Annotated in this window: 21 protein-coding genes and 1 pseudogene; 11 read left to right on the top strand and 11 right to left on the bottom strand. The window is 56.8% G+C overall.

All coding sequences use genetic code 11. From position 1 onward, the window contains the following. Positions 1–46 precede the first annotated feature (46 nt). A complete protein-coding gene (locus AC2TDA_RS14845) occupies positions 47–1,705 on the top strand; it encodes an alkaline phosphatase family protein (protein ID WP_480877183.1) in 1,659 nt (552 codons plus the stop codon). A 26-nt stretch (positions 1,706–1,731) separates the two neighbouring features. On the opposite strand, the gene AC2TDA_RS14840 is transcribed toward AC2TDA_RS14845, so the two are convergent. The 5 genes from AC2TDA_RS14840 to iolD are packed head-to-tail and all read right to left on the bottom strand — an operon-like array spanning position 1,732 to position 7,097. After that, positions 1,732–2,562: a class II fructose-bisphosphate aldolase gene (locus tag AC2TDA_RS14840; RefSeq protein WP_480877180.1), complete on the bottom strand. Its 831-nt coding sequence runs from the start codon at positions 2,560–2,562 to the stop codon at positions 1,732–1,734. Next, entirely contained in the window at positions 2,559–3,401 is an 843-nt protein-coding gene (locus tag AC2TDA_RS14835) for a 5-deoxy-glucuronate isomerase (RefSeq protein ID WP_480877177.1), read from the bottom strand. The genes AC2TDA_RS14840 and AC2TDA_RS14835 overlap by 4 nt, the downstream gene beginning before the upstream one ends. 14 nt (positions 3,402–3,415) lie before the next feature. After that, positions 3,416–4,393, bottom strand: a complete 978-nt coding sequence (gene iolC, locus AC2TDA_RS14830; RefSeq protein WP_480877174.1) for a 5-dehydro-2-deoxygluconokinase — start codon at positions 4,391–4,393, stop codon at positions 3,416–3,418. Then, positions 4,390–5,229, bottom strand: coding sequence for a phytanoyl-CoA dioxygenase family protein (locus AC2TDA_RS14825; protein ID WP_480877173.1), 840 nt, complete (start codon positions 5,227–5,229; stop codon positions 4,390–4,392). Before AC2TDA_RS14825 ends, iolC begins: the two co-directional genes overlap by 4 nt. Continuing rightward, complete coding sequence (iolD, locus tag AC2TDA_RS14820; RefSeq protein WP_480849267.1) at positions 5,229–7,097, bottom strand: 3D-(3,5/4)-trihydroxycyclohexane-1,2-dione acylhydrolase (decyclizing); 1,869 nt, start codon at positions 7,095–7,097, stop codon at positions 5,229–5,231. The genes AC2TDA_RS14825 and iolD overlap by 1 nt, the downstream gene beginning before the upstream one ends. Positions 7,098–7,231: 134 nt before the next feature. Between iolD and AC2TDA_RS14815 the strand changes: the two genes are divergently transcribed. The 3 genes from AC2TDA_RS14815 to AC2TDA_RS14805 are packed head-to-tail and all read left to right on the top strand — an operon-like array spanning position 7,232 to position 10,394. Next, entirely contained in the window at positions 7,232–8,335 is a 1,104-nt protein-coding gene (locus tag AC2TDA_RS14815) for a Gfo/Idh/MocA family protein (protein WP_480877170.1), read from the top strand. 19 nt (positions 8,336–8,354) lie between these two features. Continuing rightward, entirely contained in the window at positions 8,355–9,248 is an 894-nt protein-coding gene (locus AC2TDA_RS14810; protein WP_480877168.1) for a TIM barrel protein, read from the top strand. Between the two features lie 12 nt (positions 9,249–9,260). Beyond that, a complete protein-coding gene (locus AC2TDA_RS14805) occupies positions 9,261–10,394 on the top strand; it encodes a Gfo/Idh/MocA family protein (protein ID WP_480877166.1) in 1,134 nt (377 codons plus the stop codon). Here the strand turns inward: AC2TDA_RS14805 and AC2TDA_RS14800 are convergent. Then, complete coding sequence (locus AC2TDA_RS14800) at positions 10,391–11,392, bottom strand: LacI family DNA-binding transcriptional regulator (RefSeq protein WP_480877164.1); 1,002 nt, start codon at positions 11,390–11,392, stop codon at positions 10,391–10,393. The two genes, AC2TDA_RS14805 and AC2TDA_RS14800, sit on opposite strands and share 4 nt — an antisense overlap. A gap of 195 nt (positions 11,393–11,587) precedes the next feature. Here AC2TDA_RS14800 and AC2TDA_RS14795 point away from each other — a divergent pair, with 195 nt between their 5' ends. From AC2TDA_RS14795 to AC2TDA_RS14785, 3 genes are all read left to right on the top strand, one after another. Beyond that, the gene (locus tag AC2TDA_RS14795; protein WP_480849260.1) at positions 11,588–12,538 is read left to right on the top strand and encodes a sugar ABC transporter substrate-binding protein; all 951 of its coding nucleotides are present in this window, start codon (positions 11,588–11,590) and stop codon (positions 12,536–12,538) included. 76 nt (positions 12,539–12,614) lie between these two features. Next, the gene (locus AC2TDA_RS14790) at positions 12,615–13,739 is read left to right on the top strand and encodes an ABC transporter permease (protein WP_480849258.1); all 1,125 of its coding nucleotides are present in this window, start codon (positions 12,615–12,617) and stop codon (positions 13,737–13,739) included. A 1-nt stretch (position 13,740) separates the two neighbouring features. Continuing rightward, positions 13,741–14,559: an ATP-binding cassette domain-containing protein gene (locus AC2TDA_RS14785; RefSeq protein WP_480849257.1), complete on the top strand. Its 819-nt coding sequence runs from the start codon at positions 13,741–13,743 to the stop codon at positions 14,557–14,559. Between the two features lie 129 nt (positions 14,560–14,688). Here AC2TDA_RS14785 and AC2TDA_RS14780 read toward each other — a convergent pair whose 3' ends face one another. Next, positions 14,689–15,672 (bottom strand): glycosyltransferase, encoded by a 984-nt coding sequence (locus tag AC2TDA_RS14780; protein WP_480878091.1) that lies wholly within the window; start codon positions 15,670–15,672, stop codon positions 14,689–14,691. A 472-nt stretch (positions 15,673–16,144) separates the two neighbouring features. On the opposite strand from AC2TDA_RS14780, the gene AC2TDA_RS14775 reads away from it, so the two are divergent. The 4 genes and pseudogenes from AC2TDA_RS14775 (at position 16,145) to cuyB (ending at position 20,673) form a co-directional block, all read left to right on the top strand. Beyond that, complete coding sequence (locus AC2TDA_RS14775) at positions 16,145–17,947, top strand: ABC transporter ATP-binding protein (RefSeq protein ID WP_480877161.1); 1,803 nt, start codon at positions 16,145–16,147, stop codon at positions 17,945–17,947. Between the two features lie 77 nt (positions 17,948–18,024). Then, positions 18,025–18,897, top strand: a complete 873-nt coding sequence (locus AC2TDA_RS14770) for a glycosyltransferase family 2 protein (protein WP_480877159.1) — start codon at positions 18,025–18,027, stop codon at positions 18,895–18,897. Positions 18,898–19,144: 247 nt separating this feature from the next. Beyond that, positions 19,145–19,950: pseudogene (locus tag AC2TDA_RS14765) on the top strand (D-cysteine desulfhydrase family protein). 30 nt (positions 19,951–19,980) lie between these two features. Next, positions 19,981–20,673, top strand: coding sequence for a cysteate racemase (gene cuyB / locus AC2TDA_RS14760; protein WP_480877157.1), 693 nt, complete (start codon positions 19,981–19,983; stop codon positions 20,671–20,673). A gap of 43 nt (positions 20,674–20,716) precedes the next feature. On the opposite strand, the gene AC2TDA_RS14755 is transcribed toward cuyB, so the two are convergent. The 4 genes from AC2TDA_RS14755 to AC2TDA_RS14740 are packed head-to-tail and all read right to left on the bottom strand — an operon-like array spanning position 20,717 to position 26,326. Beyond that, positions 20,717–21,754: an ACP S-malonyltransferase gene (locus tag AC2TDA_RS14755; protein ID WP_480877156.1), complete on the bottom strand. Its 1,038-nt coding sequence runs from the start codon at positions 21,752–21,754 to the stop codon at positions 20,717–20,719. Next, entirely contained in the window at positions 21,751–23,940 is a 2,190-nt protein-coding gene (locus tag AC2TDA_RS14750) for a dehydrogenase E1 component subunit alpha/beta (RefSeq protein ID WP_480877155.1), read from the bottom strand. The genes AC2TDA_RS14755 and AC2TDA_RS14750 overlap by 4 nt, the downstream gene beginning before the upstream one ends. An 11-nt stretch (positions 23,941–23,951) precedes the next feature. Beyond that, positions 23,952–25,154 carry an acyl-CoA dehydrogenase gene (locus AC2TDA_RS14745; RefSeq protein ID WP_480877153.1) on the bottom strand — a complete coding sequence of 401 codons (1,203 nt, stop codon included), beginning with the start codon at positions 25,152–25,154 and terminating at the stop codon, positions 23,952–23,954. Further along, entirely contained in the window at positions 25,151–26,326 is a 1,176-nt protein-coding gene (locus AC2TDA_RS14740) for a pyridoxal phosphate-dependent aminotransferase (RefSeq protein ID WP_480877151.1), read from the bottom strand. Before AC2TDA_RS14740 ends, AC2TDA_RS14745 begins: the two co-directional genes overlap by 4 nt. Between the last annotated feature and the right edge of the window lie 93 nt (positions 26,327–26,419).

Genomic DNA, 26,419 nt, shown 5'->3' with positions numbered 1-26,419 from the left:
AGCCACTGAATGAACCGCCCGTACAGTCGGGAAGACGGAGACGAAAATGTCCAAGGCCAAAAACATACTGTTCATCATGTTTGACCAGCTGCGCTGGGATTACCTGAGCTGCTACGGGCATCCCCATCTGCACACCCCGCATATCGACCGGCTGGCCAACATGGGCGTTCGATTTACCCGCGCCTATATCCAGTCTCCGATCTGCGGCTCATCCCGGATGTGCTTCTATACCGGGCGCTATGCCCAAAGCCATGGTGCCACCTGGAACAACGTCCCCTTGAAGGTAGGAGAGGTTACGCTTGGTGATCACCTGAGAAAGGCGGGGATGGGGTGCTGGCTGGTCGGCAAAACCCATATGTCTCCGGATTTCGAGGGGATGGAACGTCTGGGCATCAGCAAGGATACTGTAATCGGTGCGCGGATTGCCGAATGTGGCTTTGATGTATTTGAGCGCGACGACGGAATGCGGCCAGAGGGGCCCAAGGGTTTATACGACCCCGATGGAGCCCTGCAGTACAATGCCTATCTGAAAGACGCAGGTTATGACGGCGACAACCCCTGGCATGACCATGCCAACTCTGGCATCGACGATGACGGAAATGTCCTGTCCGGGTGGTTCATGAAGAACGCGTCCGAGGCCGCAAACATCGCCGAGGATGATAGTGAAACACCCTATCTGACCCGACGGGGAATGGATTTCATCCAGCAGGCGGAAGACCCATGGTGCTGTCACCTGAGTTATATCAAACCGCATTGGCCCTATATCGTCCCGGCGCCATACAACGACATGTACGGGCCCGAACATGTTCTGCCTGCCGCGCGGTCTGAGGCCGAACGGGAGAATCCGCATCCCGTTCTGGACGCGTTCATGCAAAGCCGCGTCAGCCAGGCGTTTGCCCGGGATGAGGTGCGTGACACTGTGGTTCCCGCTTATATGGGGTTGATCAAACAGGTCGATGATCAGATGGGTGTGCTGTTCAAATGGCTGGAAGAAACCGGCCGCATGGAAGACACGATGATCGTGTTAACCTCAGACCATGGGGATTTTCTGGGCGATCACTGGCTGGGAGAGAAGTCATTCTTCTACGAGACATCAATCCGCGTGCCGTTAATCATCTATGATCCTTCATCCGAGGCGGATTCGACACGCGGAACGGTGTGCGATGCGCTGGTCGAAAGCATCGATCTTGCGCCCACATTCCTCGAAATTGCCGGGGGCGAGGCGTCGGATCACATCCTTGAAGGTGAATCGCTGCTACCGATCCTGCATGGCAAATCAACTGAAACGGCTAGAAACGCCGTGTTCTGCGAGGTGGACTACACTACAAACAACGAGGCTGTACTGCTGGGCGCTTCACCGGATCAGGCCATGGTCTTCATGGTCGCTACTCAGCGGTGGAAACTGATCCATTTTGAAACTGATCACCGGCCTATTCTGTTTGATCTGGAAAACGACCCCAATGAGTTGAACGATCTGGGGGCGTCAACCGAGCATCAGGCCATTATCAGAGATATGTACGAGCGACTGGGGGCTTGGGCCCGGCGTACCTCACAGCGTACGACAGTGTCAAAAAAAGACCTGGAAGCCATGCGTTCTGAAAAGGGTGGCACCGGTGTGCTGATCGGCGTGTGGGATGAGAATGAGCTTCCGTCGGAACTGACGGCAAAATATGTCGGGCAGAAGGCCAAGGACGTACGCAAATAGTCCTTGGCCTTGGCCAGTATTTGTTATCAAGCGGCTTTGAAGTCACGCAAGACCCGGCGGGTGGCGCCGACCAGCGGGTCATGTGTGTCCTTCAGGATCTGCACCCGGTCAAAACGAGCGGAATCTGCATTGACGGCATCTCGTAATGCGTTGCCAAAGGCCATGCGCAACTCAGTCCCGATGTTGAATTTGCAGATTTTCGATCCCTGCGCCAATGCGCGGCGCTGAGCCGGAGGAACCCCCGATCCGCCATGGATTACCAGCGGCACCTTGGTAACGGCCTCGATGGCGCGGATTCGAGGCTCGTCCAGGCCACCTTCCTTGTCTTGTTGCAGGTGCACGTTGCCTACCGAAATGGCCATCGCGTCCACACCGGTTTCCCGAGCGAACTGCGCTGCCTCGTCTGGATCAGTACCAGCCGAGCTTTCACCGCCCGAATAGCCCACAAATCCAATTTCACCCTCGCAGGAAACACCGGCGGCATGTGCTATCTCGACGATTTTAGCTGTTTCGTCGATATTCTCCGCCAACGGTTTGCGCGAGCCGTCGAACATCACTGAACTGAATCCGCTTTCGATTGCTACACGACATTCTTCAGCCGTGTACCCGTGGTCCAGATGGGCGACGACAGGGACCGCGGCCCCTTCAGCCAAGTGTCGAAACATCGCACCCAGAACCGGTAGAGGAGTATGTTCGCGGCAAGACGGGCCTGCTTGCAGGATGATTGGCACACCTTCGGCCTCGGCGGCCGCAACATAGGCGCGCATGTCCTCCCAACCCAATGTCACCAGACCGGCAACGGCATAGCCATCCCGCAGGGCCGGTTGCAGAACTTCGGATAAGGTCACCAAACTCATTTGAACTTGGCCACCATGTCCATGATGCCGGGAATGGTCTTCAGCTGCTCGGCATGGGTGGGTTGGAAATACTGTTTCAGGCTGCGCTGGCTGAGTCCGCCCAGAATTGTAAAGTAGTACATCTGGTATCCCGGCAGAGCCGCGCAGGGGTGATATCCCTTGTCGATGCACAGGGTCGACCCGTCCACGACGTGATATGCGTCACCGGGTTTGTTGTCTTCGCGCTGCAACATCTGCAGTCCTGAGCCGTAGTTTGGTTTGAACCGAAAATTATAGGTCTCGTCATGCCGCGTCTCGTCGGGCAGGCGATCGGTGTCGTGTTTGTGGCTGGGAAAACCGGACCAACCGCCTTCACCCACCGTATAAAGCTCGGACACCAGCAGGCGGCCAACCTTGTCGTGGTGGTTCGCACCAAGGATATGTTTGATCTTGCGGTGGGTTTTGGTGTCGTCCGACCCGTATTGCACCACATCCAGATCAGCAACGCGGACGTCGAAGGGTTCCAGCACCTTGTCGTATTTGGCACCAGCGATAAATGTCTCGGTCTCCTCCGTCAGGCAGGTGATCCGCACCTTGGCACCGACCGGCACATATACGCCTTCGGGATCGCCATCCCAAACATCAGCCGTACGGTTGCCGAGGTTATCGTACACTTTGCCATCAACATCGACGGTCACAGTTCCGGTGGCCGGAACGACACAGGTTTCATAACCTGGCACCGTGTATTCGAAGGCCTCGCCCTGGCTGAGCTTAATGATGTTGAAATAGTTTAGTGGAACCAGATCATTATCGATATCGACGATGGCTTTGTTCTGGTTGTCGTAGGGCGCGATATGCATTTGCGTCTCCTTGTTCAGCACTCAGTCGGGCCGGGGTGCGAGGCCAGAAAGGACTCGAGCTCGGCGGTTGTTGGCATGGCACCGGCGCAGCCGGGTTTGGATACGACGATCGAAGCGCAGGCCGATCCGCGCAGCACGGCATCGCGCAGGTCGTGCCCCGCTGCAATTGACGCCAAAAGGCCTGCCAGAAAACTGTCACCGGCTCCGTTGGGTTTGACCGCTGTCACCGGGTAAATACCGGTCCGGATTTCTTGTCCGTCAACCAGTGTTATCGCCCCTTCGTGCCCCATTTTGTAGACAACCATGCGCCCCTGCGCAGCCAGCTCGCGGGCCTTGTCCAGCCCTTTGTCGATCCCTCCGGCCATAAAGCCGAATTCTTCGTCATTGCCGACGATCAAGTCGCTTTCTGCGCCTGCGCGGGACAAGACGTCGGACGCAATCTGAGGCGAGGGCCAGGAATAGGGGCGATAGTCGATGTCGAAAATGACCGGCATCCCGGCTTTGCGCGCATTTTCGAACGCGCGGAAAGTGGCCGAGCGGGATGGTTCGGCGGCAAAAACAGTCCCTGCGGTGATCAACGCAGTGTAGGCAGAATAATCAACCGCATCCATGTCACCTTCGGTAACTTGAAAATCCGCTGCCCCGTTTCGATAGATGACGTTCTGAAATCCTTCGAGACAGCTTTCATAGACCGCCAGCGAAGTGCGTGCTTCGCCTCCTACAGAGCGGACATAAGTTGTCTCAACTCCGTAATCCTTCAACCGGTTGATGCAGAACCGACCCACCGCGTCATCCGAGACCGACGTGACCAGCGCAGATGCGCCGCCAAGCTTGACCAGTCCGGCGCAAATATTGGCCGACGAACCGCCGAGATCCGCACGAAAGGTTTCCGCATCTTCGCTTTTGACGCCAATCGGATCGGCAAACAGGTCCATTCCCGCACGCCCAAAAACGGCAAAGCGATTGCCCTTGATCCCGTTCATCAGGTTCATGCTCGACCCTCCGTATTACCTGCTTTTGCCGTGTCCAGAACCTCAGGGTAGGGGTAGTTCAATCCCAACAGCTGACGCAGGTCAGGGCTGGCGTTGCTCACAAACTCATCTGGCAAGGCGGCGGGCATGTCCTCCATCGGCTTGACCCATTTGGGCAGGTATTGGATCAAAATCGCACTACGGTCGTGGTCTGCCCGGTTCGGCATCGCGCAGTGCCATGTCACGCCATAGAATAGTGCTACGTCGCCAGGCTCTCCTGTCATGCGTTCACACCGATCAAAGAAACGGTCATCAGGGCCGGGGTAGCGCAGTTCTTTCTGTGAGCCCGGCAGATATGCAGTGGCCCCGCTTTCCTCGGTGAAGGGATCCAGCAACACCGAGACCTGCGCGTTCATTGGAAACGAGCCGTTCAAGCCGACGGGATGCGTGTCCGGTCGGTGGAAATCCCAATACGGATAATCGACATGTGGTTCCTGCCCGGGTCCGCCCGGCAGGATACGGTTGGCCGCGATCGATCCCATGATGAACTCGGTGCCCAGAAAAGACCGCAAAATATCCATCAAAACAGGATGAGCCGCCAGGCGCGAGAAGACCTCGCCCTTGGCCAGCAGGTTCCAGACACGCCTTTGCAGGTTCAGTTTGCCCGCCTCGGCGGCTGCCCCCTGAAAATGAGTGACCTTGTCCGCGGTCTCTTCGGAATGCGCCATGACAATAGCGCGCGCTTCGGCGATATCGTCCGGCGTAAACAGACCCGAGATGCCGACAGCTCCGCCGCCGTGCAGAAGTTCGTCTACGACTTCAGCAGCGGAAACCGATTGTGCGGTAAACCGTTTCATCAAACACCCCGCCGTTGTTTGTCACGTGTGGCTTCCCAGTCGATATGGGCCTGACGAACATTGTCGTCGTCCGTGACGTGCGGCGTTCCAACTTCCCACCAGGCATGGCCTTCGGTTGTCCAACCCTCGTAGGGGTCGACATCCATGACGATGACATAGGTCTTTTCGCTGGCTTTCGCGCGGTTGAAAGCTTCACCCAGTTCTTCGGGGTTTGACACTTTTTCTGCTGCAGCCCCCATCGATGTGGCATGCGAAACAAAATCCACGCCGAATGGTTCTGCGATTGTGGGGCAATCTGCGAGCAGATTGTTGAAACTTTCGTTGCCCGTGTTGTTTTGCAGCTTGTTGATCACTGCGAATCCGCCATTGTCCAGAACCATAACAATCAGCTTTTTCTGGCTGAGGACTGAGGAATAAATGTCGGAGTTCAACATCATATAGGAACCGTCCCCACAGAAGGTGATCGTGTCCTGATCCGGTTCTTGCTGCATTTGAGCGATCCGCGCACCCCAGGCGCCCGCGATCTCGTAGCCCATGCAGGAAAAGCCGAATTCAACGTCTACCGTGCCGATATCAAGTGTTCGCCAGTTGGCTGTGACTTCGGCTGGCAATCCGCCGGCTGCGGCGACTACGCGGTCACGCGCGTCGCACAGTTCGTTCACAACGCCGATCGCCTGAGCATAAGAATTAGGGCGATTGCCGTAGGAGACGTTGTCCGCAACATACTCATCCCACTTTTTGCGCTCGGCCTGTGCCATGGATACCCAGCTGTCCGGCGCGCGATAGTCAAGCGCGGCACCAAGGGCCGAAATGCAAAGCTTGGCGTCTCCAACAACCGGCAGCGACATGTGTTTGCCCGCATCGTGGCGCGCAGCATTGAGCGATATGAATTGCGCGTCTTTCGCAAAGGCAGTCCATGACCCCGTCGTAAAATCCTGAAGACGCGTGCCCACGGCCACGATGACATCGGCCTTTTCTGCAATCGCATTTGCCGAGTCAGAGCCGGTGACACCGATAGGCCCAATATTCAGTGGATGGGTTGCCAGCATATTGGCGCGACCTGCGATGGTCTCGACCACTGGGATCTGGTGCGCCTCGGCAAAGGTTGTCAATTCGGCCACCGCACGAGAATACTGAACGCCGCCGCCGGCGATGATCATCGGACGTTCCGCCCGGGCCAATGCTGCTGCGGCGTCGGCGATTTCTAGTGCATCGGGGGCCTGGCGGCGAATGCGATGCACTTTCTTTTCGAAGAATGTGACCGGATAGTCGTATGTCCATCCCTGTACGTCCTGCGGCAACCCAAGGAACGCGGGCCCGCAATCAGCAGGATCCAACATTGTGGCAATAGCATTCGGCAAAGACTGGATCACCTGCGCTGGGTGCGAAATTCGATCCCAATACCGCACCACAGGTTTGAAGGCATCGTTGACGCCAAAGGTAGGGTCGTTGAAATTCTCCATCTGCTGCAAGACCGGATCGGGCAGGCGGGTGATGAAGGTATCCCCGCACAGCATCAGCATCGGCAGCCGGTTGGCATGGGCCAGCCCGGCAGCGGTCAAAAGGTTGGCCGTACCCGGACCTGCACTGGCCGTGCAGAACATGAAACGCTGACGCAACCACTGCTTGGCATAGCCTGCCGCGGCGAATCCCATGCTCTGCTCATTCTGGCCACGATAGAGGGGCAGCTCATCGCGAACACTGTTCAGCGCTTCACCAAGGCAAGTCACATTGCCGTGGCCAAAGATGCCAAATCCGCCGCCGCACAGGCGCATTTCCTGCCCGTCGATCTGAATGAACTGGTTGGAAAGCCACCGAATAATCGCCTGTGCAGTGGTCAGGCGAACCGTATCAGTTGATGTCGTCATGTCGTTGCGAACCCTCCGGGAAATTTCGGCGAATTTTTGACGCTGTGCCGAATGCGGCTTGCGAGTTATCGAATCTCAGGATACTAATTTTGCAACCGGTTGCAAACCAATTTCCAAACGAGGAGGTCAGCGGGATGACCCAGATCGGAATCGGCATCGTTGGAGGCGGCTATATGGGCAAAGCCCATGCGGTCGCCATGTCTTCTGTCGGCGCGGTGTTCAACACCGCTTTGCGACCGCGACTCGAGATGGTTTGCGCGTCCAGCGCGGAAAGTGCCGAGAGGTACCGGAAGGCGTACGGGTTTCTCCGTTCAACGGATGACTGGCAGTCGCTGGTGTCCGATCCGAAAGTCGAAGCAATCGTAATCGCCACACCTTCTGAGACCCACCGTGCCATTGCCGAGGCTGCTTTTGCTTTGGGAAAGCCCGTGCTGTGCGAAAAACCGCTGGGCGCGTCCGTTGCCGATGGTGCGGCCATGGTTGCCGCGGCCGAAAGGTCGGGTGTCGTCAACATGGTGGGCTTCAACTATATCCGCACACCAGCCAGCCAGTACGCCCGGCAATTGATCGCAGATGGTGTTATCGGCGATATCGCCTGGTTTCGCGGGGAACACACCGAAGACTTCTATGCCGACCCGCAGACACCGGCCACATGGCGTGCAAAAGGCGTATCCAATGGGGCAATGGGCGATCTGGCACCGCATATTATCAATGCCGCCAAGGCACTGATTGGCCCGATCGTACGTGTATCGGCTGAAGTGGAAACCGTACATAAATCCCGTCCAGGCGGAGAGGTCACGAATGATGACCACGGGCAGATGATGTGCCGATTCGAAAACGGGGTTATGGGTCATCTGTACATCTCGCGTATCGCGACGGGCCGTAAGATGGGCTACGCCTACGAGATTACAGGTACCAAAGGTTCGATCCGCTTTGACCAGGAGGATCAGAATGCCTTGTGGCTTTATCAGATGGAAGGGCCCGAGGCGACGAGAGGGTTTGTCAAAATCCTCACCGGCCCGGCGCATCCGGATTACGAGCCGTTCTGTCAGGGTCCCGGACATGGCACCGGCTATCAGGATCAGATCATTATCGAGGCCCGCGATTTCCTGACGGCAATTGACACGGGGCAACCGGTCTGGCCGACTTTCCGCGACGGGCATGCGGTTAATTGTGTGGTCTCTGCAGCGCTTGCCTCGGCGCAGGACGGCACTTGGAAAGATGTCGAAATTATCTGAGCATCGGAGATGTAACAAGATGACAATGAGAATTGGCAACGCGCCCTGTTCGTGGGGAGTGGAATTCGCGGATGATGCCCGCAACCCGGCGTGGCAGACAGTGCTGCAGGAATGCGCCGCTGCGGGTTACAAGGGGATCGAATTAGGCCCGGTTGGATATATGCCTGAAGATCCGGCCATCCTGTCAGATGCGCTGGCCGAGCATGATCTGGAGCTTATCGGAGGCGTCGTTTTCCGCCCTTATCACGATCCCGGCGCGTGGGAGGATGTGCTTGATGCCACCCATCGCACGGCACGTGCGTTGAAGGCGCATGGCGCAGAACACCTCGTCCTGATTGACTCGATCTCGCCCCGTCGCGCCCCGACCGCGGGTCGGGCGACCGAGGCTGAGCAGATGGATCAGGCCGAGTGGGCTGCGTACCGTGATCGTATAGCCGAATCCGCCCGGATTGGGGCGGAAGAATACGGGCTGACCGTCGGCATGCACGCGCACGCGGCAGGTTTCATGGATTTTGAGCCAGAACTGGAGCGTCTGCTGGAAGAAGTGGATGAAAAGATCCTGAAGATCTGCTTCGATACGGGCCATCACTCCTATGCCGGGTTTGATCCCGTAGCGTTCATGCAGCGCTATGCGAGCCGTATTTCCTACGTGCATTTCAAAGATATCGACCCCAGGGTCAAAGCTGATGTCATCGAAAATCGCACCGGGTTTTATGACGCTTGCGGGCAGGGAATCTTCTGCAATCTGGGTGATGGTGACGTTGATTTCCCCGCCGTCCGGCAAGTGCTTTTGGACTCTGGATTCAGCGGTTGGTGCACCGTCGAGCAGGATTGCGATCCGACGCTGGACCCCGATCCGGTCGGAGACGCGCGAACCAACCGCGAATATCTTGAAACCATTGGCTTCAACTAAGGAGAGCAGGCAATGGCTAAACTGAAATGGGGTATGATTGGCGGTGGTGAAGGCAGTCAGATTGGGCCAGCGCATCGTTTGGGCGCCCAGGCCGACGGATTGTTCGATTTCGCCGCAGCCGCCTTGGATCACCGACCCGAACAGGGCCGGGAATATGCACAGCGACTGGGCGTAGCCGCCGACCGGGCCTATGGCGACTGGCGCGAAATGCTGGAAGCCGAAAGTAAACGGGAAGACCGGATCGATCTGGTGACCGTCGCCACTCCGAATGCGACCCACTTTGAAATCGCCAAGGCGTTTCTCGAGGCCGGATTCAATGTGCTATGCGAAAAGCCTATGACCATGACCGTGGACGAAGGTGAAGAAATCGTCCGCGTGGCCGAGGCTTCGGGCAAAATTTGCGCAGTAAACTACTGCTATTCTGCCTACCCCATGGTACGCCTTGCCCGCGCGATGGTGCGCGAAGGTGAGATTGGCAAAGTTCGGCTGGTTGTCACGAATTTCAGCCACGGCCACCACGGGGATGCAACGGATGCGGATAACCCGCGCGTCCGCTGGCGCTATGATCCGGCAATGGCTGGGGTTTCCGGGCAGTTTGCCGATTGCGGCATTCACGCCATGCACATGGCCAGCTTCATCTGCGACGATCATGTCAAATCGCTGTCTGCGGATTTTGCGTCAACCATCCCCAGCAGAGAGTTGGAAGATGACGCGATGGTCAATTTCCGCATGGTCGGCGGGACGGTTGGCCGTCTATGGACATCTTCAGTTGCAATCGGTCGCCAGCACGGATTCGACATTCAGGTTTTTGGTGAAACCGGCGGCGTGCGATGGATGTCCGAGCAGCCAAATCAGCTGATCTACACACCTGTTGGTGGACGCACCCAGATCATTGAAAAAGGTGAGGGCGGTCTGCACGAAGAAGCGCAGCGGCTGTCGCGTGTTGCGATTGCGCATCCTGAAGGTTTCCCTCTGGCCGTGGCCAACATCTATTGCGATCTGGCTGACGCCATCCGAGGGGAAGATCGGGATGGACTGCCGGGGGCAGAAGATGGTGTGCGCTCGATGGCCGCGGTGCACGCGGCGGTGGAATCCGCCAAAGGGGATGGCGTCTGGACGGATGCCCGCCCGCCAATGTTCCGCTAACTCCGGACGGGGCGCAACGTGCCCCGATCCACCACGGAACAGGGAAAAATCCGGGCTTCGGGATAACGGTCGGGTTCATTCAGCATGGCCACTGTTAATTCGATGGAAGAGTTCACGATTTGCCTGATCGGTTGATGGATGGTGGTGAGATTGATGTTCTCCCACCCGGCCATTTCCATGTCGTTCAGCCCGATAATGCCGATGTCGTCAGGGCAGGAATACCCGCTGTCACGCACTGCAGATAACACCCCAATCGACAGTACGTCGTCGCCGCAGAAATAAGCTTCCGCGGGTGTGCCAGCCAGCAATCGCAACATCTCTTTCCGCCCGGCATTAAAGGAATAAGCTTCGGCAAAGGAGTGGGATGACTGGATTTCGGGGTGGTTTTCGAGCTCTGCCATGAAGCCCTTGAAGCGGTCTTGGGTCGACGTCGCCATCTCGGGGCCACCCAGGAAGGCCACCCGTTGATACCCTCTGCTTATAAGCTCTCGCGCAGCCATACGTCCGCACTCAACGTTGTCGATCCCGACCACGTGCACCTGCGGGGCAGAGGAAGACCGGCCGAATGAATGAACAACCGGCATCCGAGCGTCTCGGAACGCTTTGGCAAACGCAGGAGGCAAGGTTGATGAGGCCACAACAACTCCGTCCACCGAATACTGGCGTAACATCCGGACCGAATTCTCTGGATCGGTTTCATCTGTCAGATTGACCAGCAACGGACGCAGACCTCGCTCCTGAAGTCCACGCGTGAACAGATCGAACACTTCCAGAAAAATCGGGTTGTGAAAGTTGTTCGAGATCAGGCCAATCAGTTTCGTTCGCCCTGTGGTCAGGGACGATGCCAGAGCGTTCGGGCTGTACCCGAGTTCGCGAGCTGCCTTTTCAACCTTGCGCCGCATCCTGTCCGAGACAGAGGCGCCATCGGTAAAGGTCCGCGAGACAGCCGACCGGGAAACCCCGGCGCGCGCTGCAACCTCTTTTAGCGTAACGGCCATAGTTACCGATCCCCTTTCGACTTTCGTCGCCTTGTAGGCTCTTTTTAGAACGTCCTGCGCGTTTGTGCATTGTCTATCGGGTTGCTTCATTTTGCAACCGGTTGCAAGAATTGGCAAGATGTGCTTTAACTTGAGTCGGAGGAGCGGTTTTTTGAACCGCCCCGTCGCCACAAACGGTGAAACTGGGAGGAAATCATGACATCACTGATGAAGAAACTGGCGTTGGCTGCGACCGTGGCCGCCGCTCCGCTGATTGCTGCAAGCGCAGCCGTCGCGGAAGGTGAGAAATACGTTCTGGTCAGCCATGCGCCCGACAGCGACAGCTGGTGGAATACAATCAAGAACGGCATCGCTCTGGCGGGCGATCAGATGGGGGTTGAGGTTGAATACCGTAACCCGCCAACCGGTGACATTGCCGATATGGCGCGGATCATCGAACAGGCTGCTGCATCGGGTCCTAACGGCATCATTACGACTTTGGCCGATTACGACGTTCTGAAAGGACCAATTTCGGATGCGGTCGCGTCAGGCATCGATGTCATCATCATGAACACCGGTTCCGGTGATCAAGCCCGCGAGGTCGGCGCGCTGATGTATGTCGGCCAGCCGGAATACGATGCCGGGTACGCTGCAGGTCAGCGGGCCAAGGGTGACGGTGTCGGGTCGTTCCTGTGCGTGAACCACTCGATTCAACAGCCGACGCTTGCAGATCGTTGCCAGGGTTTCGCTGATGGTCTGGGTGTCGAGCTCGGCAATTCAATGCTGGACAGCGGTGCAGACCCGGCGGAAGTCAAAAACAAAGTCTTGGCTTACCTGTCTGCCAATCCTGAAACGGATGCGATTCTGACACTTGGCCCTGTATCGGCTGATCCGACTATTTTGGCGCTGGAAGAAAACGGCATGGCCGGCGACATTTACTTTGGCACGTTCGACCTGGGCGAAGAAATCGTCAAAGGCATCAAAGGTGGCGTGATAAACTGGGGAATTGACCAGCAACCCTTCCTGCAAGCCTACCTGCCGGTCGTGATCATGACAAACTATCATCGCTATGGCGTTCTGCCAGGCAACAACATCAACTCGGGTCCGGGCTTCGTTACAGCGGATGGCTTGACTCTGGTTGAAAAATTCGCCGGCGAATATCGCTGATTAAAACAAGAAGAAGGCGGCTGGACGGGATCTGGCCGCCCTTTTTTTCAACTCCGAAAGAATACGAGGTCTGATAATGTCCGGATCTACTCAACAATCCGCGACAGTCGATGAACGTATTAAACAGCGTTCCCGATTCCGCGAAGCCCTGATCCGCCCCGAGCTAGGGGGGATCGTCGGCACCATCGTTGTTTTTGCCATGTTCCTGCTCTTTGCATCGGACTCAGGCATGTTCAACGCGCAAGGTGTCCTGAACTGGAGCCAGGTTTCTGCGCAGTTCATGATCATTGCCGTCGGTGCCTGTCTGCTGATGATCGCGGGTGAGTTTGACCTGTCCGTCGGTTCGATGATTGGCTTTGCCGGAATGATGATCGCGATATTCTCGGTCACGTTGGGCTGGCCTGTCTGGATAGCGATCATCGTAACCTTTGCGCTGTGCACTGCGATCGGCGCAATCAACGGGTTCATCGTAATTCGAACCGGGTTGCCTAGCTTCATCGTGACGCTGGCATCGCTTTTCATACTGCGGGGCTTTACGATTTACCTGCCGCAAACCATCGAGCGCAAAACCATCATCGGCGGTGTTAAAGATGCAGCCGAAGGAGATTGGCTCGCTTCAGTCTTTGGCGGCAAAATTTTGACCGGGTTCTTCCAGTGGCTGGGCGATATCGGTATCATCGATACGTTTGAACGCGGGACGCGTGAAGGACAGCCGGTAGTCGACGGCATACCGATGCTGATCGTTTGGGCGATCGTGTTGGTGATCTTTGGTCACGTCCTGCTGACCAAAACCAAATTCGGGAACTGGATTTTTGCCTCAGGTGGTGACGCAGAGGCCGCCCGGAACTCGGGTGTGCCGGTCAGCAGCGTCAAGATCAAGATGTTCATGTTTACAGCATTCTGCGCTTGTATCTTCGCCACTTGCCAAGTGATGGAATTCGGCTCGGCCGGTGCGGACCGTGGTCTGCTTAAGGAATTTGAAGCCATCATCGCGGTTGTCATCGGCGGCGCGTTGTTGACTGGCGGGTATGGGTCCGTCCTGGGCGCGGCGTTGGGAGCGTTGATTTTTGGTGTCGTCCAGCAGGGCCTTTTCTTTGCGGGTGTGGAAAGTTCGTTGTTCCGGGTGTTCTTGGGGCTAATCCTGCTCTTTGCCGTTGTCCTGAATACTTATATCCGCCGCATGATCACTGGAGAGCGCTGATATGACCGAAGATACCAAATTCCATCATGGTGATCCGGCTGCTAGCACCCCGATCATCGAAATGAAGGACATAGAAAAGCACTTTGGCGCAGTTATCGCGCTGGCCGGGGTGTCTGTGAATGTCTATCCAGGCGAATGCCATTGTTTGCTGGGCGATAACGGTGCGGGCAAATCGACATTCATCAAGACAATGTCTGGTGTGCACCAGCCAACGAAGGGAGAAATCCTGTTCGAAGGCAAGCCAATGCACTTCGACAACCCGCGTGATGCAATCTCTGCAGGGATTGCCACGGTGCACCAGCACTTGGCCATGATCCCGCTGATGTCGGTCAGCCGCAACTTCTTCATGGGGAATGAACCCTTGCGGAAGGTCGGGCCGCTGAATTTCTTTGACCATGAGTATGCCAATCAGGTGACCATGGAAGAAATGCGTAAGATGGGTATCAACCTACGTGGACCGGACCAAGCCGTTGGTACTTTGTCGGGCGGTGAACGCCAGACCGTGGCGATTGCACGGGCGGTGCATTTTGGTGCCAAGGTTTTGATTCTCGACGAACCGACCTCGGCTTTGGGTGTGCGCCAAACGGCGAATGTGCTGGCTACGATCGACAAAGTTCGCAAGCAGGGGATCGGCGTCGTGTTCATCACCCACAACGTCCGCCATGCCCTGGCCGTTGGTGACAGGTTCACCGTATTGAACCGCGGTAAGACGCTCGGCACAGCGCAGCGCGGGCAGATTACGCCAGAAGAGCTTCAGGACCTGATGGCCGGCGGGCAGGAGATGGTCGAACTGGAGGGCAGTCTGGGCGGTACAGTCTGAGTGGACGTTTGGGGTCTGAGAGAGAGCTGGTCAAATACGCGATTGGCTCTTTCTTAGTTCCGACTAATCTTCAGCGTGTCAACCTAATCCTGATAACGGGCAGCGCTGCATAGTCTTGCTCTCATCCTGTCAGTGGCCGGTCACTTTCTTGTACAGTGCGGACTTATAACCCACCAAGATACCCAGCACACCGACCAGCCATCCAGTCAGTCTGGCAATCTGAATGTACCGGTGGCTGGGTTGAAAGGGCAGCAGAACAACGGCTCCGAGTAACGCCAAAAAGCGAAACGGAGCACCTAGAAAACCAACCAGAGCGCTTACGGGGGCTCTGCTCATTTTGCGCCTCAAGTGCGCGTTCGACTGATCCCGGCCACGGGCGACCTGATACCAGAATGACAGCCGTTCGGGCGGGATCGTCTCATAAACAAACGCGTCGGTGACCCAACCGACCGGCAATCCGGCAGCAACTGTTTCTGCATAGAATTTCGCGTCGGTCCCGCCGGTCATCCGCATCTTCTCATCAAACCAGATGCCGAATTCGCTAAAGAGACGGGTTTCACCCAGCCAGTTGTTCGTCACGATGGTAACGCCACCTGTCGCATCCAGCGTGGCGCGTTTTGCGGCGGCTCTTTCTTTTCCCATGTAACGGTTGTCGATGTTTTGAAGCATCAATCGCTGCAGCGTGGTCTCGCGCCCTGTCGGAGCGGCGGCCCGGAGTGGGGCGCCAAGAAGGACGGCAGAGCTGTTTCGGTACCCTTCAACCAGTTTTTCAAGCCAGTCTTGGGCCACAACTTCGTCGTCATCGACAAAACACAGCAAGTCCGCAGTTTCCGCTATAGCTTCGCGTGCAGCCCTATTGCGGCCAAAGGGAATTCCAGGCTCAGTTTCAAGTACGTAGTCCAGGGGAATACCGTTGGGTAGTTTTTCGCCCCAGGCTTGCGCAACGGATTCACTGCGGGCAACCGAGTCGTTTTCGACGACCAGACATCGTACGATGGTATCCTGTGGAACGACCATCTCCGCCCAGCTTTTGATCAGAGCGTCCAGCATTTCCGGGCGCCGCCTGGTCAATGTTGCCACAGTGATACGGAGTAGAGCAGTCCGACGATCCATAAATGCTGATACAATCATATTCGATCCATTGGCAAGCGACGCCACTTGATTAAGTACTTTCGATGAACATATGAGGCATCCGTTCGATTATGAAAAATGTTCTACGCCACCTCCGGCAAATGTGAACGTTTTTGGTTACCCGACTGTTAACTAACAACGCATGTGGATGTCTCAAGTATTGATGTCAAAGAAATTGACTAAGGACTACTCTGAACCTGAAAGATGCTACTCCTTCCAAACTATGAGGCTGGATCACTACACCCAAAATTGGGGCGAGCTTACCCTGAGATGCGGTTGCATTTCCGTCAAGCGTAGGGTCAAAGTCTTCTGAAATCGTAAGAACGCGGCGATCAGAGTGCCTACCTGCCGCCTCAAGTAGTACGAGGCGAAAGGCAAAAAACAGTTGGTTCGTAGCAAACGAGCCAAATCTGGTCTCGTTTCGTCGTGACTCTAACAACTGCAGGACCTTGTTTTGCGAAAGATCAAACTGAAATTCCTGGACAAGAAGAACGAGTCGCTTTTGTGGCGGCTGGTTAGTGAAAACGCGCGCGCGCAGGCTGTGCCCTACATCATTGCAATTACTGCAATGGTTTTCGTGGCAGCCACGACGGCATCGATTGCATGGATCATGCGCGACGTCGTGGATACCCTGTTCGAAGCCGATAACTCCTCTCAAGTGTGGGGTGTTTCGCTGGCAGTGTTCGTGATTTTCCTTGTCAAAGGCGTGGCCACCTACGTTCAAGTCGTATCACTGACGCGGGCTGGGAACCGGATCGTTGCTCAGCAGCAAATCAAACTTTACGACAAACTGCTGCGTCAGGGAGTGTCCTTTTTCAACCTGACCGAAAGCTCGGACCTACTGACGAGGGTAACGCAATCGGCGCAAGCCGCTCGTAAAGTCGTCGAACTGATCGTCACAACGGCTGTTCGGGACACTTTGACCTTGATTGGCTTGCTTGCGGTTATGTTCTACCAGCAGCCCTTTTTGTCTTTGTTCACGCTGGTGATCGGACCAGTGGCAATGCTTGGTGTCCGAGCGCTTTTGCGGCGAGTTCGAGAAATCGCTGACAAGGAGATGCAATCGTTGTCGGCGATCATGAAGGTGATACAGGAAACCTCGGCCGGTATTCGCGTTATCAAATCGTTCGGGCTGGACGAACGTATGGCGAAACAAATGTATGACTCGGTGAAAAGCGTCGAAAAACGACGCAATAAACTGGCGCGATTGCAGGCGGCTACCAGCCCTTTGATGGATATTCTGGCTGGTTTTGCTATTGCGGCGGTCATCGGCTTGAGCGCCGCGAATATTTTCGGGTCTAAAGGATCAACACCTGGTGAACTGTTGTCTTTCGTGACGGCTCTGATGATGGCCTATGAACCAGCCAAACGGCTGTCCCGTATTCGTGTCGGATTGGAAATCGGATTGCAGCGGGTGAAGTTGATGTTTGACCTGCTCGACCAACCGGAAACACTGGTTGAGGACGATAAACCAAAGAGCTTGCCCGCCGGGCCGGGCAAATTGGTTTTCGATGACGTCACCTTTGGATACAGCCCGACGGATCCAATCCTAAACCATCTCACCCTCACCTTCGAGGCCGGTCAGACCACAGCGCTTGTGGGCCTTTCCGGTAGCGGTAAGTCGACCATTCTGAACCTGGCATTGCGTCTTTATGATCCGCAAAGCGGCAGTGTTTCGATCGATGGACAAGACATCAAATACGCATCGTTCGAGACGCTTCGCAAAAGCATGTCCTTTGTCGGTCAGGAGACGTTTTTGTTTTCGGCTTCGATCGCCGACAATATTCGATTGGGCCGAGAAAACGCCTCGCACGAAGAGGTGATCGAGGCGGCAAAGGCAGCTAACGCGTACGAGTTCATCATGAAATTGGACGATGGTTTCGACACGCTGGTGGGCGAGAACGGTGCGTTCCTGTCCGGCGGCCAAAAACAACGCCTTGCAATCGCACGCGCATTGCTGCGCGACAGTCCGATCCTGTTGCTGGACGAACCAACCAGCGCGCTGGATTCCAAGTCTGAACACCTTGTTCAGGAAGCATTGCATCGCCTGACCAAAGATCGCACAACAGTCATCGTGGCACACCGGCTTTCAACAATACTACATGCCGACAAGATTGTGGTCGTCGAAGCCGGTGAAATTGCTGAGCAAGGCAACGCAAACCAACTGCTCGATCATGATGGCCCGTTCCGCAGTCTTTACGACCACCAATACTCAAACGCCGCGAAAACGTCAGAAGGATCGGTCGAGCAAGGATAAAAGAAGCTGAAGCGCCTTTTTGGCCGAAATCCAAAACACCCTTTCCCGACTTCGACCTGGAGCCAACGCAGATTAAAATGGACGCATCCGTAATCATTCCAACCTATCAAAGCTGGGACGACTTGCAGAGTTGCCTCGACTGCTTGGCGGGGCAAACAATCAGTCCGCAACGGTTCGAAATCCTGGTGGTCAACAACGATCCGGATGGCGCTGTTCCTCAGTCGCTGCGCATGCCGTCAAACGCTCGGGTTTTGTCGGAAGCAAAGCCCGGCTCATACGCGGCACGCAATCGAGGTATTAAAGAGGCAAAGGCGGATCTGCTGTTCTTTACCGATGCAGATTGTCGACCCGCGCCAGAGTACTTGGAAAACGGGATAATGGTAGCTCGGGAAAACCCGGATGTCGGGCGGTTCGGTGGTGACGTAGTTCTTTTTCCGAACGGAGATAACTGGACGGCAACTGAGCTTTTTGACCGGCATCTAGGGCTGGAGCAAAAGAAATGGGTCACGCGGGGGCGGGCGGTTACGGCCAACCTTGTCGTACGGCGCAGCATCCTAGACCGGGTCGGGCCTTTTAACGATGCCGTGCTTTCCGGCGGAGATATGGAGTGGAACGACCGAGCGACCAAGGCTGGCGAACCCATATTGTTCGCCGAAAACGTCATCGTCGGGCATCCAGCGCGCAAAAGCCTGAGCGAGCATACAACCAAAGCCCGCCGTATCGAGGGCGCGCGCCTGAGACGTAATGCCAAACGGGGCGTCCTGAACTACATTCCGCCGGTTCACAAATTTGTCCCATCGTTCAAAACTTTGATTGAGCTCCTGAAAAATCCGGATCTGAGTTTCGGGCAAGCGATGGGAATTTGGGGTGTCCATTACTCCATCAGAGTGGCAAAGATAACTGAAACAGTTCGCTTGCTTTGGTTGCGTCAACCGGACCAACGTAAGTAGATCAGCACCGTTTTACTCTTTGAGGTCAGGGTTTTGACGTGGCGGTGGATGACGCACGTCTCGGTCATCAGGGTCTTTCCGTGATCAACCAAACCCAATCGGATTTGCCGTGCTGAGCATCAGCTTGGGTATATCCAGTCCCCAGATGCTCCGATGAGGTTTGGCCGCACAATTCTAACAGCCTGCCCTTTTTGGGGCTGCAGACAGTGCATTCTCTGCCCAACGAAACAGATTGGCAGGATCCCGAATGAACCTTCCCCGTGTTCACGTTGCCCGCTTACCGACTCCGCTGGAGCAAATGGAACGCTGCTCAGAAAAGCTTGGTATCGAGTTGTGGAATTAACGACGATTGCACTGACGTGTCTACCGGCTGGAACAAGACGCGTAAGTTGGAGTTCCTGATGGGCGCGGCTCTGACGCAGGGCGCAAATATGGTCATGACTCAGGGCGCAACGCAGTCGAACCACGCGCGCCAAGGGGCACAACGTTTATGTCGTTCCTGACGGTGGGTCGAACCCGACCGGGGCATTGGGGTACGTGAATTGTGCCGTGGAGCTTTTGGGACAGGCGAACGACGAGGGGCTTCTGGTCGACCGGATCGTTCACGCGACAGGCTGGTCGGGTACTTAGGCCGGGCTGGTGACCGGATTGTGCGCAATGAACGCTCAGATTTCAGTGTTGGGTATTGGAACCCGCGCGCCGCAGCCCAAGCAAGAGCAGATGGTCTATGACCTTGCCTGCAAAACGGCAGAGAAGTTGGGATGTCCGAACGTCGTCAAGCGTGAGGATGTGGTGGCCAACAGGAACTATGTCGGAGAGGGGTATGGGCGGCCCACGGAAAGCAGGATTGAAGCAATCCGCCTGTTTGCCGAGCTTGAGAGAATCCCGTTGGATCTGGTCTATTCCGCCAAGGGGGCAGCCGGCTTGATCGATCTGGCGCGCAAAGGAGACTTTTCCAGCGAGCGTGTGGTCTTTCTGCATACCGGCGGCTCGGTTGGCTTGTTCGGATATGATTTCGCCTTTGATAATACTGATCGTTGGGTCGAAATCTAAGATGTGTTGCCGATTGCCACGAGGTTGGCGGTGACCCGGAATGTGGTGGTAATACTGGGCGGTACGGGGCCTGAGGCGACCGTTTTGCTACAGCAAAGGTTCTTGCAGATCATCGATGCGCGGGATGATGCAGATCATCTGCCACTGCTTATCGACATGAACCCTCAGGTTCCGTCTCGGATAGCGCATCTGATCGAGGGAACCGGCCCGTCGCCTGCGCCGGTTCTCATCGAAATGGCCCTACGTCTGCAAAAGGCAGGGGCCACGGCATTGGCGATGCCCTGCAATACCGCACACCACTATCCGCCGCAGATAACGGACCAAATTAAGGTACCCTTTCTGGATAGGATCGAGCTTTCAGTCGCGCGTGTATCGCGGAGTTTGCCAAAGGGTAGTCTTGTGGGTTTTCTGGCGTCGCCCGCAATTCAGATGGCAGGTGTGTTTGATGGCCCGCTAAAACGGCATGGCCTGATACCGATCTGGCCAGAGCAGGCAGACCAGCTGCTATTCGCAATCAAGGACATCAAGGCCAGCGGACCGACCGATAGGTCTGTTAATATTCTGTCCAGCGCTGCATCCGATTTGGTATCGGCAGGTGCAACGCATCTGATTGTCGCGTGTTCCGACTTTTCTCTGATTGCGGAGACTCTGGTGGCGGCCGTGCCTGTCACCGATACGGTCGATGTTTTGGCCGAGGCAATTCGAGACCATTCTGTCGTATGACTTTTGGATGAGGTGACGGTAACGCGCCTTGGGTGCACATCGATCACACCACGGTGTCGCGCTGCTCTTTTATCCCCATCGAGACCAGCAGCGGATCATTGGCCTGACGGGCTTGAAATGCCGCTTTGTCTTCAATCGTATCCCAGTCGCACAGGATGAGGCTCTGCGCTACGGCTCCGCCCAGCGTGGTTCCCGGGCCGGTCACGATGAACAGGTCCGGGGCAAATTCGCGGGCGGCCTGTGCGACGGCACGCGAGAAGTCATAGGTTTCAGTCACTTGACGGCCCAGCGTGTAATCCCAGAGCGCTTCCAGATTGCAAGCACCCGGCCACCATATCTGGCCGCGCCCATCTATCATAGGCAGGTCAGGTTGCTGGAATTGGTCTGCTGTCAGCCGAGCGCGCCCTTCTGCCGCGACCGGGGCCTGAAGATGCGAATGGAATCCAGCGTGGTTGGCCAATCGCATGGGGAACCGCTCCTGCACTACAGGTACAGCCTTTTCAAACGCGGACAAGCCTGCTTCGTCCCCGGCCAGCACTAGCATCCCGCCCAGATCAATCGACAGGGCCAGAGTTGCGTCGTTGTCGTTAATGCCATCTACAAGCGCTAGAAGTTCAGACTTGCGTGCTGGGTCCGGTTGCCAATCGGCATCCATAAACGGATAAATCAACTGTCCACCAATCAGACGCTCTTGCATCAGCGTGCCCATGGTGTTGACCACCTCGAACCCGGCTTCAGCGGACAAGGCCCCGCCGCAAGCCAGAGCCGAATACCACCCCATAGAGTTTCCTGTCACGGCCACCACTTCGATCCGTTCTCGGTCGACAGCGCGAAAATCCCCCAGCGTGGCCGCATAGATCAGGGCCGACGCATTGTCGCCCCGCGTATGTTTGGCGATGGAGTAGCGCGCCGCCCCATCCAGATCACTCAGGCTTTCCTGACCCTGCGCGTGTCGAATCTCATTGAAGTGGGTCAGAAGGGCCTTATCCGTGAAATGTCGCCCCAAGGTGCCAAGCTCGGGTTTATTATATGTGCCTCGGCCCGGGCAGATGACGACGGCTGTCTTTTTGGTGGTGCTCATTTGCCGACCTCCATCAGTGATCGCGCAGCAGCTGCGATGCTGTCTTTTGATGGCATTGTCGCTGCATAGGCTGGTCCGGTGGCGATAAAGCTGTCCTCGGCGGTGATACGGGCCAGCGGCACATCGGTAGCTTCGTGGAAATGCGCCATCAGGGCTTCGGCGACGCCACCGTGATGGCGGGTCTCATCCACGATCAGGATATGCTTGGCCCCGCTCACGGCTTTTGTCAGGGCCTCTTTGGGCAGAGGGGATAACCAGCGCATGTCGACAATCCGCGTTTTGATGCCCTCGGTCTCGAGTGCGCGCCGCGCCTGATGGCTGAGGTAGACGCCGTTGCCAAAAGTAACGATGGCCAGATCGTCGCCGTCGCCGTCCACGCCAATCTCGCCGAATTCGATCCGTTCAGAGGGGTCGGGATAAGTCCCCATCCAGCCATTATCACCGGCTTCGTGAAGGTCGCGCATCGGGTAGAGCGCGATGGGTTCAAGGAATACCACAAGCCGCTGTTCCTCGCGCGCCAGTCGCACGCATTCGCGAAGCATCCGCGCGGCGTCGGCTCCGCTTGAAGGGCAGGCGAGGATCAGGCCTGGGATGTCGCGGAGAACAGCAACAGAGTTGTCATTATGAAAGTGCCCGCCAAAGCCTTTTTGATAGCCCAAACCGGCAATGCGCACGACCATTGGATTGGTGTACTGTCCATTCGAGAAGAAAGGCAGGGTGGCGGCCTCGCCGCGCAGTTGATCCTCGGCATTGTGCAGGTACGCAAGGAACTGGATTTCCGGCATCGGAGTGAACCCGTTCTGCGCCATGCCGATGGCTAGTCCCAGAATCGACTGCTCATCCAGCAGCGTATCGATCATACGGTCGGCGCCAAATCGCGCCTGAAGTTTTTGCGTCACGCCATAGACGCCGCCTTTGCGGCCCACATCCTCTCCCATCATAACGATCTCGGGATGTTCCAGCATCAGATCTGTCAGGGCCCAGTTGATCAGCCGCGACATGATCTGTGGCTCAGAATGGGCCTTGAGGTCCCCGCCAAAGACTTCACCCCGCCGCTCGGGCACCGGCCCGTTGGTCGGTGCACAGGGACGCGCAGGTGGGATCAGACTTGCCATCACATCCTTGGCGGTTTGCAGGCGCGGCCGGGTCACGGCCTGTTTGGCCACACGCGCCACTCGGGCGCAAGTGTCGTTGTAGACGGTCAGTGCTTCGCGCGGTTGCATGGCCCCGGATTGTTCTAGCAGTCGAACAGAATGTAGCAGGGGATCATTGGCTTCTTCCGCCTCGACTTCAGCCTTGGGCATGTAAGTGGTAGGCATGTCTGCTCCGGCGTGACCGTAAAGACGTACGGTACGAACATGCAGGAACGCCGGTTTCTTACGGTTGCGCACATAAGCAGCGGCCTCCTGTGCGACGCGGAAGGTTTCAAATATGTCCAACCCGTTGCATGTGAAATACTTCAGCCCCGGTCGGTTTGAAAATGTGGCGGCGATCCAGCCCGAGGGCGTCTTGGTGGAGATGCCAATCCCATTGTCTTCGCAACAAAACAACAGCGGTAGTGGAACGGATTGATAGGATGTCCACTGCGCGGTGTTGAATGCCCCCTGTGCGGTTGAATGGTTGGCCGAGGCATCGCCGAACGAGCAGTAGACGATGGCGTCTTCAGGCATGTCTGCATGCTCGGGTCGGTGACGGCGCGCCGCACCGATCGCATAAGCCGCCCCAACCGCCTTTGGCAGATGACTGGCGATGGTGGAAGTCTGCGGCGGAATACACAGTTCCTTGGACCCCAGTACCTTGTGCCGTCCCCCGCTGATCGGGTCGTCTGCGGACGAGGCAAAGGACAACAGGATGTCCCAGGTTGGGCTCTGGCCCGGCACCTGGTCGGCGCGGGCAATCTGAAACGCCGCATCGCGATAGTGTAGAAAGGCCGGATCGGTTGGGCGCAGGGCCGCCGCGACGGCAGCCATTCCCTCATGCCCGGAAGACCCGATTGTGTAGAAGCCTTGCCCCGCTTTTTGCATGGCGCGACTTTGCCGGTCGAGTGCCCGGCTGAGGCATTGTGCGCGATAGAGCGCTACCGCCTGTGGCCCGTCAAGTGGGCCCGCGGGAGAAGCGCCCGCAGGAAAATCCCGTGCCGCGACCCGACGCAGGAAATTGTCGTGAACGATGGTGGCGCGATCCATATCAGCCTCTCTTATGCAAAAGCCTGAAGGCCCGTTTGTGCCCGGCCCAAAATCAAGGCATGAACGTCGTGGGTTCCTTCATACGTATTTACGGTTTCAAGGTTCACCATGTGACGGATCACATGGAAATCCAGACTGATACCGTTGCCGCCGTGCATGTCGCGGGCGTGGCGTGTAATTTCCAGCGCCTTACCGCAGTTGTTTCGTTTGATCATGCTGATCATTTCGGGTGCGGCACGGGCCTCATCCATCAGGCGCCCCACGCGAAGAGCGGCCTGTAGGCCCAGCGTTATCTCGGTCTGCATATTGGCAAGCTTAAGTTGGAACAGTTGTGTCTGTGCCAGCGGCCGCCCGAATTGCTTTCGATCCAGCCCATACTGCCGCGCCGCATGCCAGCAGGCTTCGGCCGCCCCCATGGATCCCCAGGCAATACCGTAACGTGCTCGGTTCAGACATCCGAATGGTCCTTTCAGGCCTTCGGCGTCAGGCAGCAACGCATCCTCGCCGACCTCGACGTTGTTCATCACAATCTCGCCGGTGATCGAGGTTCGCAGAGATAGCTTTCCCTCGATCTTTGGCGCGGACAAGCCGGGTGTTCCTTTGTCCAGAACAAAGCCCCTGATCTTACCACCATGCGCCGCGGACTTGGCCCAGACGACGAACACATCTGCGATCGGCGCGTTTGAGATCCACATCTTGGTGCCATTCAGCACATAGCCACCCTGTGTCTTCTGTGCCGTGGTTTTCATCGAACCGGGGTCCGAGCCCGCATCCGGTTCTGTCAGGCCAAAGCAGCCGATATATTCGCCGCTGGCAAGTTTCGGCAGATACTTTTTGCGTTGGTCGTTGGTGCCATATGTATAAATCGGGTACATCACCAGGCTGGACTGTACCGACATCATCGAGCGGTAGCCGCTGTCGACGCGCTCGACTTCGCGTGCCACCAAACCATAGGTCACGTAGCCCGCGCCGATACCGCCAAACTCCTCTGGGATGGTGGTGCCCAGCAGGCCCATTTCGCCCATCTCGCGGAAGATTTCAGGGTCGGTTTCTTCCTTGGCAAACGCTTCGGTTACACGCGACATCAGCCTGTCTTGTGCATAGGCGTAGGCGGCATCGCGCACCATGCGTTCGTCTTCGGTCAACTGACCTTCAAGCAAGAACGGATCATCCCAGATAAACGGGCCAAGGTCAGGACGGGATTGAGGCTTCATGCGAGTTTCCTTTCGACAGCGGCTTTCAGTCGGGCCAGACCTGCCGTAATTGTATCTTCGGCGTACGCGAATGACAGGCGGAAATGCCCGGGCAGACCAAAGGCGCGGCCGGGAACCAGGGCAACGCCGGCCTCTTCCAGCGCCCAGTTGCAAAACCCTGCATCGCTTTCGAACGGCCGACCCCGATCTGCCAACAATCCGGCGCAGGACGGGAAGGCGTAGAACGCTCCATCCGGGGCCGCGCAGTCCAGCCCGGGAACCTCATTCAGCCCGGCGACCACAAGGTCGCGGCGCACGGCGAAAATAGTGCGGCGGTCCTCCAGCACTTCGGGTGCACAAGTGATGGCAGCGAGTGATGCCCATTGTGAGATCGAGCATGCCCCCGAAGTGACTTGCCCCTGAACTGCAACCATGGCTTTTATCAGGGCAACCGGCCCGATGCCCCAACCGATACGCCACCCTGTCATTGACCAAGCTTTGGCAACGCCGTTGACGATCAGCGTACGGTCGGCCAACTCAGGGGCGGCCTCGGCCACCGAGATGAAAGGTACGAAGCTGAGATGGCGGTAAATTTCGTCCGCCAATATCCAGACATTTGGGTGGTGAGTCAGAACATTGGCTAACGCTGCAATCTCGGCCCGTGTGTAGATAGCGCCGGACGGGTTTGATGGCGTGTTCAGCATCAACCACCGAGTCCGCGGGGTAATTGCCGCCTCCAACTGTTCAGGTTGCAGCTTAAAGCGCTGCTCAATAGGACACGGCAAAACAACTGGTACCCCGCCCGCCATGCGGACGATGTCCGAATAGCTGGTCCAATAGGGCGCTGGCATAATGACTTCGTCGCCGGGATTCAGACTTGCCAGCATCGCATTCGCGATAACCTGCTTCGCGCCGGTAGAGACAATCACCTGCGCTGCGTCGACCCCGGCCTGCTGGGCAATTCCAGTTCGCAATGCGGGCACACCAGCGGTGGGCGGGTACTTCGTTTTGCCTTCTTGTGCGGCGAGATGAGCGGCCTCAACCACATGTGGCGGGGTAGGCAAATCCGGTTCGCCAGTTGAGAGCGCGAGTATATCGCGCCCTTCACCACGCAGTCTTGAGGCGGTTTCCGAAATCTGCACGATTTCGGACAATTCGATCCCATTCAGACGGGCTGCGCGTTGGAACGACATGAGCACTCCTCTGGCTACTGATGTCCGGTTTTATCTGCAAAAATACTTGATAAAAAGACGTGAATAGGTATCGTATTGATGATTAAAACTCAT

The sequence above is a fragment of the Ruegeria sp. HKCCD6426 genome, assembly GCF_057221115.1.
The sequence above is the reverse complement of the archived record's forward strand: the minus strand, read 5'-3'. Positions and strand labels throughout refer to the sequence as shown.